Origin of the sequence: Thermoanaerobacter sp. A7A, from assembly GCF_000445185.1 — a bacterium.
GTDB lineage: Bacteria > Bacillota > Thermoanaerobacteria > Thermoanaerobacterales > Thermoanaerobacteraceae > Thermoanaerobacter.
Window position 1 is genome coordinate 41,187 of record NZ_AVAF01000122.1, and the last position, 14,254, is coordinate 55,440.

15 protein-coding genes and 1 pseudogene are annotated in these 14,254 nt (G+C 33.8%); 15 read left to right on the plus strand and 1 reads right to left on the minus strand.

Features of this window, described 5'->3' with window-relative positions; translation table 11 throughout:
• Positions 1-6: 6 nt before the first annotated feature.
• The 15 genes and pseudogenes from M663_RS0109150 to M663_RS0109215 all read left to right on the plus strand — a co-directional run bounded on the left by M663_RS0109150 (position 7) and on the right by M663_RS0109215 (position 12,797).
• Positions 7-987, plus strand: a complete 981-nt coding sequence (locus tag M663_RS0109150; RefSeq protein ID WP_029688696.1) for a ketoacyl-ACP synthase III — start codon at positions 7-9, stop codon at positions 985-987.
• A gap of 37 nt (positions 988-1,024) precedes the next feature.
• Positions 1,025-1,837 (plus strand): methyl-accepting chemotaxis protein, encoded by an 813-nt coding sequence (locus M663_RS0109155; RefSeq protein WP_029688697.1) that lies wholly within the window; start codon positions 1,025-1,027, stop codon positions 1,835-1,837.
• 8 nt (positions 1,838-1,845) lie between these two features.
• Positions 1,846-1,995 (plus strand): annotated as a pseudogene (locus M663_RS15865) (butyrate kinase); the annotation flags it as partial.
• 122 nt (positions 1,996-2,117) lie between these two features.
• The gene (locus M663_RS0109160) at positions 2,118-2,576 is read left to right on the plus strand and encodes a hypothetical protein (RefSeq protein WP_029688698.1); all 459 of its coding nucleotides are present in this window, start codon (positions 2,118-2,120) and stop codon (positions 2,574-2,576) included.
• 21 nt (positions 2,577-2,597) lie between these two features.
• The gene (locus tag M663_RS0109165) at positions 2,598-3,308 is read left to right on the plus strand and encodes a LytTR family DNA-binding domain-containing protein (RefSeq protein ID WP_003866835.1); all 711 of its coding nucleotides are present in this window, start codon (positions 2,598-2,600) and stop codon (positions 3,306-3,308) included.
• A 19-nt stretch (positions 3,309-3,327) separates the two neighbouring features.
• On the plus strand, positions 3,328-4,191 hold the full coding sequence (locus M663_RS0109170) for a GHKL domain-containing protein (RefSeq protein WP_003866834.1): 864 nt from the start codon (positions 3,328-3,330) through the stop codon (positions 4,189-4,191).
• Positions 4,184-4,768 carry an accessory gene regulator B family protein gene (locus M663_RS0109175; RefSeq protein WP_004400741.1) on the plus strand — a complete coding sequence of 195 codons (585 nt, stop codon included), beginning with the start codon at positions 4,184-4,186 and terminating at the stop codon, positions 4,766-4,768. The genes M663_RS0109170 and M663_RS0109175 overlap by 8 nt, the downstream gene beginning before the upstream one ends.
• Positions 4,769-5,022: 254 nt before the next feature.
• A complete protein-coding gene (locus tag M663_RS15480; RefSeq protein ID WP_003866832.1) occupies positions 5,023-5,154 on the plus strand; it encodes a cyclic lactone autoinducer peptide in 132 nt (43 codons plus the stop codon).
• Positions 5,155-5,544: 390 nt separating this feature from the next.
• Positions 5,545-6,375, plus strand: a complete 831-nt coding sequence (locus M663_RS0109185) for an Asp23/Gls24 family envelope stress response protein (protein WP_029688699.1) — start codon at positions 5,545-5,547, stop codon at positions 6,373-6,375.
• A 1-nt stretch (position 6,376) separates the two neighbouring features.
• Positions 6,377-7,222, plus strand: a complete 846-nt coding sequence (locus M663_RS0109190) for a sulfide/dihydroorotate dehydrogenase-like FAD/NAD-binding protein (protein WP_029688700.1) — start codon at positions 6,377-6,379, stop codon at positions 7,220-7,222.
• The gene (gltA, locus tag M663_RS0109195; protein WP_029688701.1) at positions 7,212-8,603 is read left to right on the plus strand and encodes an NADPH-dependent glutamate synthase; all 1,392 of its coding nucleotides are present in this window, start codon (positions 7,212-7,214) and stop codon (positions 8,601-8,603) included. The genes M663_RS0109190 and gltA overlap by 11 nt, the downstream gene beginning before the upstream one ends.
• Positions 8,604-8,918: 315 nt before the next feature.
• The gene (locus M663_RS0109200; protein ID WP_029688702.1) at positions 8,919-10,559 is read left to right on the plus strand and encodes a glutamate synthase-related protein; all 1,641 of its coding nucleotides are present in this window, start codon (positions 8,919-8,921) and stop codon (positions 10,557-10,559) included.
• Positions 10,560-10,782: 223 nt separating this feature from the next.
• Positions 10,783-11,676, plus strand: coding sequence for a DNA glycosylase (locus M663_RS0109205; RefSeq protein ID WP_029688703.1), 894 nt, complete (start codon positions 10,783-10,785; stop codon positions 11,674-11,676).
• The gene (locus M663_RS0109210; protein WP_029688704.1) at positions 11,677-12,372 is read left to right on the plus strand and encodes a DUF554 domain-containing protein; all 696 of its coding nucleotides are present in this window, start codon (positions 11,677-11,679) and stop codon (positions 12,370-12,372) included. It begins immediately after the preceding gene.
• Positions 12,373-12,383: 11 nt separating this feature from the next.
• Positions 12,384-12,797 (plus strand): HutP family protein, encoded by a 414-nt coding sequence (locus M663_RS0109215; protein WP_003866824.1) that lies wholly within the window; start codon positions 12,384-12,386, stop codon positions 12,795-12,797.
• Between the two features lie 13 nt (positions 12,798-12,810).
• Here the strand turns inward: M663_RS0109215 and M663_RS0109220 are convergent, their stop codons facing one another.
• On the minus strand, positions 12,811-14,049 hold the full coding sequence (locus tag M663_RS0109220) for a S8 family peptidase (protein ID WP_029688705.1): 1,239 nt from the start codon (positions 14,047-14,049) through the stop codon (positions 12,811-12,813).
• Positions 14,050-14,254 lie beyond the last annotated feature (205 nt).

The following is a 14,254-nucleotide window of genomic DNA, read 5'->3' on the forward strand; positions in this document are numbered from 1 at the left end:
GAATATATGAGAAGAGCGCGAATCATAGGAGTAGGAAGTTATCACCCAAAAAATTTGATAACAAATGAAGAACTGTCAAAAAGAATAGGAGAACCGATAAGCATAAATTTTGAAAAAAAGGTTGGAATACTGCAAAGATATATAACTGGATCGGATGAAAGTACTGCAGACCTTGCATATGAAGCAGCTAAAAGAGCCCTTGAAATGGCAAATGTATCACCGAAGGATATTGATTTGATAATTTTAGCCACAGATACTCCCGAGTATATTACTCCTCCAACTTCTGCAATTGTACAAGGAAGGCTTGGAGCAATAAATGCTGGCTTTTTTGATATAAATGCTTCTTGCGCTGGATTTGCAGGCTCTCTTGCAGTTGCATCAAAAATGATTATGGCTGATGATTCATTAAATAAAGTCTTAGTTATTGGTGCATATAACATGAGCAAATTTATTGACTATAATACACCCGGACTTTCGGCCATATTTGCGGATGGTGGTGGAGCGGTTGTACTTACTTCAACAGAAGAAAATGCCGGGTTTTTAGCATCCAAATTCATAGGAGATGGTACCCAATATGATTTTCTAGGTATATATGATGGTGGTGCAAAAAATCCATTTAAAAAAGACAATCCTAAAGACCAGCTTTTGACATCTTTCAAGCCTCTTCCTCCAGATAGAAACCTTAAAATGTGGCCTCCTCTTGTAAAGGAAGTTGTGGAAAGAGCGGGTTATAAAGTTGAAGATATTGATCATATTTTCTTTACTCAGATAAATAAGTCGGTAATATTAGAGGTTATGGATACATTAGGGCTTGACCGGTCAAAAGCAACTACTATTATGGAAAAGTACGGCTATACTGGTTCAGCTTGTCTTCCTATGGCTTTAGATGATGCAGTAAAAAATAATAGGATAAAGAGAGGAGACCTAATTGTTTTTGTAGGTTCAGGAGTAGGATTTTCTATGGCTGCATCAGCTTTTATATATTAAGCAGTGCATATCTTGGTGAATAATATGGGGTGATGAAATGACCCTTATTGATGCGTTTAAAAAAATAGCACCTTTTATTAATATAATGACAACAGAGGATCTAGGTATATCAATATGTGATATTAATGAATGCGTATTATATTTACCTGGTAAAAAAATTAATCATAACATAAAGGTAGGAGATCCTTTAAAAGAGGGTACCGCTATATATGAAGCAATAAAAAGTGGAAAACGTATTGTTAGAAGAGTGGGAAGCGAAGTGTATGGTTTCCCATATATTGCTATAGCATTTCCGCTGAGAGAAAACGGTGTAATAACAGGAGGAGTAAGTATATTTCAATCGACAGCAAAACAGGATGAGATAGCAAATATAACTGAAAAAGTGTTTTCTTCATTGCAGCAGATTCACTCTATGATACAAGAGATATTTCTAATTTCAAAAAATGTATCTGAAATAAGCGATGAAGCCTCAAAGCTTGCAGAATATGCAAAAAATAATGCTCAATCTACTGACGAGCTTATAGACTTTATTAAACATATCTCTTCAGAAACAAATTTATTGGGCTTAAATGCGGCAATAGAAGCTGCGAGAGTTGGTGAGAGTGGCAAAGGGTTTACAATAGTTGCAAATGAAATAAGGAAATTATCTATGTCAACCAAAGACTCTGTAGAATCTATAAACAATGTACTTATAAAACTTAAAGAAATAAGTTACAAAATTGATAAAAATATGAAAGAAATAAAGAATACAAATGTGAATCTATATAAACTTATAGAAAATGCGAATAGTGAACTTGAAGAAATAAACAAAATGTTTGAGGAACTTTACAATAAAACGCGACTTTATTAAATAAGACATATAGTGGGGAATTTGTAACACTTATAAAAGATAGAGTAAATTTTATAGCATCTATTTATGTATATCCGGGAGAAGAGGAAATGCTAGCTTTAGCTCAAGGGGCTTTGAGAGTTTTAAACGGTGAAGAAAAGGCAAAAGAATATGTATAAAATGAAAACTGATAAGAGGCTTATGTTGGTCCTCTTGTCAGTTTTTTTAATTTTAATTGACATCATAATTAATAAAAATTACAATTATATTTGAGATTATGTAAAGTAGAAAGGCGAGAAAAATGGATAAGTTGACGATTTGGGAAGTATTTTTGTTTTCAGTGCCAGAGGCAGCAGTTATAATAAGTATTGCTTTTGGTTTAGGGGGAGTAAAGTTTAAGCCAAAAGAGATTTTGTATATAAGCTTACTTACTGGAATCATATTGTACTTTATAAGGCCATTGGTCAGTAGTTATATTATAAATGTTATACTTTATATCGGGGTATTAATGATTTTGTTTTTGGTATTTAAAGTTATGGACTTTTTTAAAGGCATGATGAGCGTTATTTTATCCGTCTCCATTTATTTAATAATAGAATATCTAAATGTTACGGCAATTCAATTTTTATTTGATATAGATCCTGTAATTTTATTGAAGGACTATGTCTTACGATTTGTGTGTTTTTTACCCCAATTATTAACAGCAATTTTGATTTCTTTTGCTATACGCAAATATAAACTTTATTTATTTACAGAGTAATGCATTGGGAGATGAATTTATATGTTAAGAATAGTTATTGCAGAAGACGATATAAATTTTAAAAAAGAACTCATAAAAATTCTTTTAACAATGGAAGGCGTAAGTGTTGAATATTCTACAGGAGACGGAAATGACGCATTAGAAGCATTAATTAAAATTAAACCGGACGTTGCTATTTTAGATATAGGATTACCAGGAATATCGGGCATTGAGGTGGCGAAAAAGATTAGAGAATACATGCCTTTTTTGGAAATAATTTTTATTACGTCCTTTGAGGAATACATAAAAGATGCTGTGAGACTTTATGCTTCTGATTATATTGAGAAGCCTCTTGATGAGAAGAGGCTGAGAGAAACTTTGGATAGGATAAAGAAAAAACTTTTGGAAGTAGAAAATGTCATCCCTTTTAAGACGGAAGATGGAGTAAAGCTTATCAATCCAAAGGAAATTTATTGTGTTCAAGCCAGTAAAAAAAGGAGCATAGTTTATACCCAAAAAGAAAAATTTATATGTGATTATTCTTTAAAAGAAATAGAGGAATTGTTAGATAGTAGCATGTTTTTTAGAACAAATCGATCTTTTCTAGTGAACCTCTTTAAAGTTGAGCTGTTGAAAGATAACAATAGGACTTCCTTTGAGATACGTCTTAAAGGTTCAAATTATAAGGCTTATCTCTCTAAAGAATTGTATGAAGAATTTAGGAGGAGAGTAAAAGCTATTTACAAATCATAGTTAGATTGGAAGAGGTTTTATGTTTAAGGATAGTTACAAAAATGCGATGATGATTTATGTAGTGCAAATGGTATTGATAGTAATACTAGTAAACAACAATTTTATGAAAAGTCTTGATGTATTTCAGCCAAAAAATCAAGAGTTGTTTAGGATTTTCATAGGAATTTTAATTTTTATATTGAATGGGTTTTCTATTTTTGTGTTAAGAGAGCTGTATGCTAAAAATAAAGAAGAACGTCAATTTTTGATAAATAGTATTAGATTTAAATACATAGAAGAGCAAAATCGCATCTATAGGCAAAATCACCATGATATTAAAAATCACTTGATAATTATTTCTGAATTAGTCAAGGAAAAAAGATATAGTGAACTGGAGAATTATTTGTCTTCATATATGGAAGAAATTGATAAAAATTTAGTGACGATAAACACAGGTGTAAATGAAATTGATATATTGCTTTATTCGAAAATAAGTAATGCTAAGAGTAAAGATATTGAAGTGGATTTTAAATGTGATACACAAATCCAGTGCAGCAAAAAACACGTGCTTAATTTAGTTTCGGTTTTAGGAAATTTAATAGACAATGCAATAGAGGCTTGTGATGAAATGGAAAAAGATAAATACATAATTATAGAGATGAAAGAAGACCCAATAGATTACATATTTCACATAAAGAATAGATATAATTTTCAAACAAATGTAAAACCATCCATCTTTTTTGAAGAAGGGTTTTCTACAAAAGAGGGTAGAGGCAGAGGAGAAGGATTGTATATTGTCAGAAATATAGTAGAAAAGTATAGCGGTGAAATAGAAGTACAAACCGATGGAGGTTATTTTGACGTTATTGTAGAAATTCCCAAATTTTCTTTGGAGGGTGATTAAAATTAATATCGAAAAGTTAGCTGAGAGGTTAACACAAAGACTGTTTAAAACGCAAAATTTAACGGATATTGAAATGGCAAAAATACAATATGGTATAAGCTTAATTTTAGGGGTAATAATTGAATTTACTTTAGTTTATGCTATTTCTTTAATATTGGGGTTTGGCTTTTACACTGTAGTAATAATGCTTTCTGCTTTTTTTTTGAGAATAAATACAGGAGGAGCTCATTGTTCAACCTATAATAGATGTGTAACTTTTACGGCAGTTTATTTCATACCTTTTGCTGCTTTAGCAAAATTTGTAGATATACATTTTCCTTTAGAATTTAAAGTTTTTACAAGCCTATTGTTATATTTTATAGTTTTAGCGATAGTGAAGGATAATAAATTTTACAGGGTTATAATTCTGAGTTTAGTTGGTATAAATATTTTTTTATTTTTCGCCAATTCAATAGTCTATATTAAAATATTGTTTTTAGTATCTATAGGTTTTACACTACAAGCTGTTATGAGGACTACATTAGGAGAAACTATAGTAAAAATTGCAGATACGTTGTTTAAAAAAGCAGGGATATAAAAAAATTTTTTTATTTTTTTCAGCCTTTTTATGTAAATCTAAGCAAAGAATATATTTTTATACAAAAAATTAATGGTTTTTAAAGGAATAAATTGTATTTATTACATAAAAAAATGAGATTTTGTGTAAATATTTGGATATATTTAGGCAAAAAATGCATTTTCGTTCCCTAAAATGACACTTTCGTTCCGAAATCCACACAAAGCTTTTTAAATGTTGTATAATTAAATAAAGATGAGTGGGAGGTGAAGTGAATGAAAAAAATTAACCCACTATCACTATTAGGAACGCTGCTTACATTTATAGGCACATTGGGACTTGTAACTTCTGCTTGCATCGGCTGGTTTTATAAGCCGCAAGTTCCTGATGTTTTGTTGAAAAAGTAATACATCTCAAAGATCTTTTCTACCCTTCCCTCGTGGGTTTCAACATTTTCCTGAGTTTTTACATAGATTTAAATTGATTTTGTGCCGAGTTTTCGGCACTTTTTATTTTAGTATTTTAAGAAATTATTGGTATAATTTTTGCTTAAATAATAGAATTGATGAAAGAGATTTAAGGGGATAGTCTTGACTTTAAAATAGTAAGAAAGTTATAATAAGCTTTGTAGGGGTATAGGATAGGGGGGTATATATTGCTAATTTTTTCGATAACATGTTGAAGCAATACTATTTTTTGTGATTGAAAAATTTATATAAAACCGTATAATTAATATTGTAAAACAATTCAAAAGATTATTGGTTGGTTTTCAGATTGCTATTTAGGAGGTTGCTCTGTTGAAGGTTTATTCTTTAGTTGGAGAAAGTGGGACGGGAAAAAGCCATCATGCTTCTTTTATTGCTGGCAAGTATGGCATCAGATATATCATTGATGATGGAATTTTAATAAAAGGTAATAACATTATTGCTGGGGTTTCTGCTAAAAAAGAGGCTACAAAAATTGGAGCGATAAAAAGAGCATTATTTACTGATCCTACGCATGTAGAGGAAGTAAAAAAAGCTATTGAAGAAGCGAAACCTGATAAAATCCTTATAATAGGCACTTCTGATAAAATGGTGGATGCTATAGCTGAAAAGTTAGGGCTTCCGCCAGTGAGTGTAAGGATATATATTGAAGATGTAGTCCCACCTAAACAGATTGAAATAGCCCGTGAAAAACGCTTGTTAGAAGGAAAACATGTTATCCCTGTTCCAACTTTCGAAGTTAAAAAGCAGTTCTCAGGCTATTTTTTGGACCCTCTCAGGATTTTTAGGAGGAATAACAAAGGGTATTTTGAAAAAACCATTGTAAGGCCTAATTATAGTTATTTAGGTAAATATACCATTTCTGAAAGTGTTATAAATTCAATAGTGGCTCATGAACTTATTTTATTTAATGAAGTTTACAAAGTTAATAAAGTTTTGACAGAAAAAAGGCCTGAAGGTATAATTTTAAAAGTAGACGTTACAATGAGGTATGGGTACAAAATTATCCCTGTATTAAAAGAAGCTATGAAAAATATAAAAAAACAATTGGAGTATATGACGGCCATAAATGTCCTGCAAATGGACATTTATGTAAAAAATCTGCATATAGAAAAAACAAATATTAGAGAAAAGGGTGTGTGATATGTACAAAATCGTGAGAAGAGAGGTATTAAATCCTGTAGTCAAACTCATGGATATTGAAGCGCCAAGAGTTGCGAAGAGTGCAAAACCTGGTCAGTTTGTCATTATTAGAATTTATGATAAAGGGGAAAGGATTCCTCTTACTATTGCAGATTATGACCCGGAAAAGGGAACAGTTACAATTGTATTTCAAGAAGTTGGGAAATCGACGAAGCTATTGGGTACTCTCAATGAAGGAGATTATATTTTGGATTTTGTAGGGCCTTTAGGGAATTCTATGGAAGTTCCCAAAGATGCTAAAAAAATATTAGGTGTTGGCGGTGGTGTAGGTATACCTGCCCTTTATCCTAAATTAAAAGTGCTACATCAAGAAGGTTATAAAGTTGAAGCGATTCTTGGCGGTAGAAGTGAAGAATATGTAATTTTCAAGAAAGAAATGGAGGCTGTCTGTGACAAAGTATATTATGCTACAGACGATGGTACTCTAGGAAAAAAGGGCTTTGTGACAGATGTATTGAAAGAAGTATTGGAAAATGACAAAGAAATAGATTATATTATTACAGTTGGTCCTGTCATAATGATGAAAAATGTTTGCAAGATGACCAAAGAATACAATATACCAACTATAGTCAGTATGAACCCATTGATGGTAGATGGAACAGGGATGTGCGGCGCTTGTAGAATTGAGGTTGGCGGTGAGACAAAATTTGTATGTATGGATGGTCCAATTTTTGATGGTCATCTTGTGAATTTTGACTTAGCCATGACAAGGCTTAATATGTTTAAACAACAAGAAAAACTATCATTAGAACTTTATGAACATGGAGGTGGTCACCATGGCCGTTAAAGATAGAGTTCCTATGAAAGAGCAAGATCCAAAAGAAAGGATAAAGAATTTTAATGAAGTAGCACTGGGTTATACAGAGGAGGAAGCAATTCTAGAGGCTTCCAGGTGTATTCAATGCCCGAAACCTACTTGTGTGGCCGGGTGCCCTGTCCATGTTAGAATACCAGAGTTTATAAAGGCTATTACAAAAAAAGAATTTGAGGAAGCTTATAAAATAATAAAAAGTACAAATAGTTTACCTGCTGTTTGCGGAAGAGTGTGTCCTCAAGAGGAGCAGTGCGAGAAGAATTGTGTGTTAAATAAGATTGGCAAGCCTATCGCTATTGGAAGGTTAGAGAGATTTGCAGCTGATTACGCCCTTGAAAATAATGTTGAAGAAGAAGTAAAACCGGAGAAAAAGAACAAAAAAGTAGCTATAATAGGTGGCGGTCCTGCAGGGCTTACCTGTGCAGGGGACCTTTTGAAAATGGGTTATGATGTCACGATTTTTGAAGCTTTGCATGCTCTGGGAGGAGTTTTAACTTATGGTATTCCTGAGTTTAGGTTGCCAAAGAGAATTGTGGAAGCAGAAATAGAAAGAGTAAAGAAATTAGGAGCAAAGTTTGAGACAAACGTGGTTGTAGGAAGGACAGTTACGATTGACCAATTAATGGAGGAAGAAGGCTTTGAAGCAGTATTTGTTGGCACAGGTGCTGGACTTCCTAAGTTAATGGATATTCCGGGCAAGAATTTGAACGGCGTTTATTCTGCTAATGAATTTTTGACAAGAATAAATCTCATGAAGGCGTATAAATTCCCTGAATATGATACACCTATTGCAGTAGGTAAAAGAGTAGCTGTAATAGGTGGAGGAAACGTTGCAATGGATGCTGCTCGTTCTGCATTAAGGCTTGAAGGAGTAGAAGAGGTAATAGTAGTATACAGGCGTTCAAAAGAGGAGATGCCAGCAAGGGCGGAGGAGATAGAGCATGCTATTGAAGAAGGGATAAAATTTGAGTTTTTAGCTAACCCAATAAGGATAAATGGAACAGAAGATGGATGGGTAAAAAGCATGGATGTAATAAGAATGGAATTAGGTGAGCCTGATAGCTCAGGAAGAAGGAGACCTATTGAAATACCGGGGTCTGAATTTACCATAGAAGTAGATACAGTGATTATGGCATTAGGCACAAGTCCTAATAATTTGATTCCTTCCACCACAAAGGATATTGATGTACAGAGGTGGGGTGGAATTATAGCCGATGAGACAGGTAAAACTTCAAAGCCTGGCGTTTTTGCTGGAGGAGATGCGGTAACTGGAGCTGCTACTGTAATACTTGCGATGGGAGCAGGTAAACAGGCGGCAAAAGCTATAGATGAATATTTGAGAAATAAAAAGTAATTAGTATAATGTATCAAAAATATGAATTATTATGCAGAAAATATCTTGTAACATTTACAAATGATATAAGAAATGGTATAACAATTAGAATATTATGTAAAATATACCCATAAACGGGTATATTTTTTAAAATGATTAAAAAAAATAGAAAACTTACAATAAAAAAACTTTCACAAAAGAAAAAAATGTGATAAAATGCATTTAAATGCATTATTATACGAACCTTTATTTAGAAATAACATTAAAACAACTTAATTTAGCGAAAAAATTAGATTTTAAAACTAATCACAAAATATTGAACAGGAGGTAATTGCAATGACCATATGGTCAAAATCAAATGATGTACTAGGAACAGTAAACAGAGGAAATCCAGCGGAATCCGGCTTGTGCACACTTTGCATGGCGGATTGCCAGGGAAAGTGCGAAACCTGGCTTTCTAGTCTTCTGGGCAGAAAAATGTTGTACCCTAGAGATTTTGGTATGGTAACAGCTGGAAGCAGCAACACAACGTCCATTGGCGTATCTTACAATTCATTGAGGATAATGGGATATAATTACGGTGCTTATGGGTTAGGTCAAAATATTTCCAATTCTTCTGATGACTGCATATTCCCAAATGTAAATATTGAAACTGAATTTGGTAGTGAAGAAAAAACAAAATCAAGAATTCCTATTATGACTGGTGCTCTCGGGTCGACTTTTATTGCAGCAAAGTACTGGGACCCATTAGCTATAGGTGCGGCTCTTGTAGGCTTTCCGATAGTAATAGGCGAAAATGTGGCAGGTATTGATAAGGAGGCAGTAATAGAAAATGGCAGAATTAAAAAGGCACCGGAACTAGACAGAAGAATAAATACTTATCTTCGTTATTTTGATGGATATGGTGCTATTATTGTCCAGGTGAATGTAGAAGACTTAAGGAACGGTGTGGCAGAATATGTTATTGAAAAGTACGCTGATAAGGTAATAATAGAGCTTAAATGGGGACAGGGTGCAAAAAGTATTGGTGGCGAAATTCAAGTTAAGGATATTGAATATGCTACTTTCTTAAAAAAGAGGGGTTACATTGTCGATCCTGATCCAGAAAAGCCTGAAATTGTTGAAGGATTTAAAAACGGTGCTGTAAAATCTTTTGCAAGGCACAGTAGACTCGGATATACTCATCTATCTTCCCCTGAAGAAGTGAGGGAAGAATTTATGAAAACCGTAGAGTATTTACGAAAAATCGGGTATAAAAAAATCACATTAAAAACCGGCTCTTATAGTATGGATAGTTTAGCTATGGCTATAAAATTTGCTACCGAAGCAAAACTTGATTTGCTCACAATCGATGGTTCAGGCGGCGGAACTGGCATGAGTCCGTGGAATATGATGCAGACATGGGGTGTACCGTCTATACTTCTGCATTCGAAAGCATATGAGTACGCATCAATCCTCGCAAATAAAGGGCAGAAAGTGGTTGATATGGCCTTTGCCGGTGGTTTTGCAAGAGAAGACCATATTTTTAAAGCCCTTGCGCTGGGAGCACCATTTACAAAGTTAGTTTGCATGGGAAGAGCATTAATGATACCAGCCTTTGTAGGTTCGAATATAGAAGGGGTACTGCATCCGGAAAGGAAAGGCAAGGTAAATGGAAATTGGGACAGCTTGCCGCCGACGGTTTCTCAGCTTGGCCTCAAAGCAGAGGAAATTTTCGCAGGTTACTATGAGGTGAAAAAGAAAGTGGGAGAAAATGAAATGAAAAATATACCTTATGGAGCTATAGCCGTATGGACTTTAGCGGATAAATTGGCTGCAGGTTTGCAACAGCTGATGGCGGGAGCAAGAAAGTTTTCTCTCAAAGCAATTTCAAGAGAAGATATTGCTTCGGCCAACAGGGAAACTGAAAGGGAAACTGGGATACCATTTATCACAGATATAAGGAATGATGTTGCGAGAGATATTTTAAATTCTTAAAATAATAGGTCTCTCTATAGGGGCAGACTCTATTCTTTTTATGGTGTTTTTTTCTTCAATACTCTTACAATTATTTTCTAAGTGGTAAATATCTCTACACTTATTTGAGAAAAAAAGCCGATTTTCGGCTTTTTTTTGTACAGAAAAAATTATATAATAATAATTAACAGGATAGAGAAATATGATAGTTAGTAAGTAAATAAACTCAATGTGGGTGAGGAAGATGAAATATAGTGTGGAAGAAAAGGGGACAAAGGTAATTGTAAGGGGGATTGAAGATTTTAACCTTAAAGAGACTTTTGAATGTGGACAGTGTTTTAGATGGAATGAAGAAGAGGATGGGAGCTATACAGGAATTGCTTACGATAGAGTCATAAACGTGAAATTGGAAGAAGACATGTTGATAATTGACAATACAGATTTAAATGACTTTTATGACATTTGGTTTGACTATTTTGATTTGGGAAGGGATTATAAGCAAATAAAAGAAAATCTTTCAAGAGATCCCATATTAAAAGAAGCAATTCAATATGGGCAAGGTATAAGGATTTTGCGCCAAGATACATGGGAAACTCTAGTCTCTTTTATAATCTCACAAAATAATAGAATACCCCAAATAAAAAAAGTTATAGAAAATCTTGCCAGTTCCTTTGGAGAGCCAATTGAGTACAAAGGAAAAATCTATTACACTTTTCCTAAAGCAGAAGAATTAGTTATGTTTGATGTTGAGACGATTGCCAAGACAAAATGCGGTTTTAGAGCGAAATATATATTGGACGCGGCTTCTAAAGTTTTTTCTGGAGAAATAGATCTTTTAAAATTGTTTGAATACAGCACTAATGACATAAAAGATATTCTTATGAATATAAACGGAGTGGGTCCTAAAGTTGCAGATTGTGTCATTTTGTATTCAATAGGGAGATATGACACTTTTCCTACAGATGTATGGATAAAAAGGATTGTTGAATATTTGTATTTGAAAAGAGAAGGAACTCCTTTAGAGATTCAGTTATTTGCGATAGATAAGTTTGGAGATTTGTCTGGTTTTGCTCAACAGTATTTATTCTATTATGGTAGGGAGATGGGGAAAAAAATTTTTAACGAAAGGAAGAAATAAATGTTAGGAACTGTTGTAAATTCAATTGCAATAATTGTGGGTGGTACTATTGGCACTTTTCTTAAAGTAGGAATTCCGGAAAGGTTTAAAAATATAGTCATGCAGGGTGTCGCCTTAAGTGTGATGATAATAGGGATTTCTAGTGGCCTTCAATTTAATAATTTAATGGTAGTGATCGTGAGCCTTGTAATAGGTGGTATTATAGGAGAAGCCTTAAATATTGAAGAATATTTAAATAAGTTTGGAGATACATTGCAAAAAAAATTAAGTAAAGATAACAGTTCTACAATTAGCAAAGGTTTTGTGACAGCAAGTTTGGTATACTGCATTGGTGCTATGGCAATTGTAGGTGCTTTAAAAGATGGACTTTCTGGAGACCACAGTATATTATTTGCTAAATCTGTTCTAGATGGAATTTCCTCAATAATTTTTGCTTCCACTTTTGGAATAGGTGTTGTTTTTTCAGCTGTTTCTGTGTTTTTATATCAAGGGTCTATTTCGCTGGGAGCGTCTTTTCTGCAAGGGCTTTTGACAAAAGCAGTTGTGGATGACATGACGGCTGTGGGCGGAGTATTGATATTTGCCATTTCTTTGAATATGTTAGAGATTAAAAATATAAAAGTAGGGAATTTATTACCGACTATTTTTATACCCATTTTTTATCAGATTTTACTAAACATTATAAAAGGATTTTAGGCGGTGCGGATATGAAACTACTAAAAAGCATCGATGTAGCCAGAATTGCTGTAAAAATGGCCATGTCTACAAGAGAAGAGGAAGAAATACTAAAAAACAAATATTGGAAACAAGGAGTAAAAGTTGCAGCTGTTGACTATGGTGGAGAATACGTAAATTCTATATCTAAAATTATTGAAAGAGCGGTAGTAGCGGCTAAAAGAGAAGGAATTATAGAAGACACACACGCTGCAGAAGGAGCTGTAGCAGGAGCTGCGCATGAGGCTGCTATACAAGTCATGAACAAAGCTATGGGACTTAATGTAGGTGGAAAAATAGGCATTGCCTATGCTGATGAGCATCTTTGTGTTTGTGTGTTTTTTGCTGTAGGGATGCTAAACTTAAATGAAGTGGCAATTGGACTAGGACATAGGTCATTAAAATAAGGGGTTAACCCCCTCATACTTTTTTTAATGCCTCTTCTATATTTATCATTCCACTGCCTTGTGTCCATAGACCTGCATCGTCAATTTTTATTGCTGTCGATTTTAAAATATTTTTTATTTGTACATTAGTCAAATTAGGATTTTTTTCAAGGAGTAGAGCTGCTGCTCCTGCTGCCATTGGAGTCGCCATAGAAGTCCCTGTTGCTGTTCTATATGCTTTATTTATCGTAATTTCATCTGCACCAAAAGGTATATTTTCTGAGGCAGTAGAGACTATTTTTACACCTGGTGCTACTATGTCTGGTTTGTATAGATAAGGCGAACCTCTTCCAGAAAATTGAGCTATTTCGTCATCACTTATGTCGGAGGTTCTTTTGTCATCTACTGCTCCTACAGTTATGACATTTTTACTGGTGCCAGGAGAAGTTATTGTGTTGTAATTAGGACCTGAGTTTCCAGCTGCAACAGTTACTACTAATCCATTTCTCCAAAGAGTATCTACTCCTCTTACCAAAGGATCTAAGAAAGTAGGAAGAGATGGAGTTTCACCTATTGATAGAGAAATTATCCGTATATTGTATTTATCTTTATTGTCTAAAATCCATTGCATTCCAGCAAGGATGTCAGAGGATAAACCTCTACCATAGGCATCTAATACTTTTACTGCTACTATATTAGCTTCTGGAGCTACGCCTTTGTACTTGCCATTAGAAGCATATCCATTTCCAGCAGCGTCCCCAGCTACATGAGTGCCATGGCCATTGTCATCGTAAGGTTGTTTTTTTCCATTTACTACATCGTGAAATGCCACTATGCGGTTTTTAGGCTTGGTAAAATCAGGGTGAGGATATATTCCAGTATCTAAAAAGGCAATTGTTACTCCTTTACCGGTGTAGCCTAAGTCGTTAACTTTTCGAGAGGCGATTTCTTGAGTGGCAATATTAAGCTGCAACTTAACGGCGGAGTCTTCTGCTATAAAATGAATTCCTTTTAATGTAGCAAAATTTTTTAATTTATCACAAGGTAAATTTACTGACCAGGCTTTTATAATTGGTAGTTCAAATTTTATGCTTCCTCCTATTTTTTCGATTTTTTCTTTTAAAATGTCATAAGGTAAATGGGAATACAAAATTACAGGAACACATTCACTTCTTAGATATAATGCTTTTTTTAAAAGCCTTTTATCAATTTTATTTGAGACATAAATTTCCTTTGCTATTTTAGAAAAAGCAAATAATGGAATTAGATTCATTAGCATACCTCCTTTCATGCTATTAACACAATATGTGAAATATAAAAATTTGTTAGTGGAAATTAAAAAAAGTGTCACCATACAAAGTTATGTCATATTATGTAGTAGGTCTTTAAAGACCCACATAGAAAAGGATGAAACTTGAAAGGAGGAAAATTATTTATGCCAGTAGATAAAAGCGGAGCAGGATTTGGGTGGTTTTGGA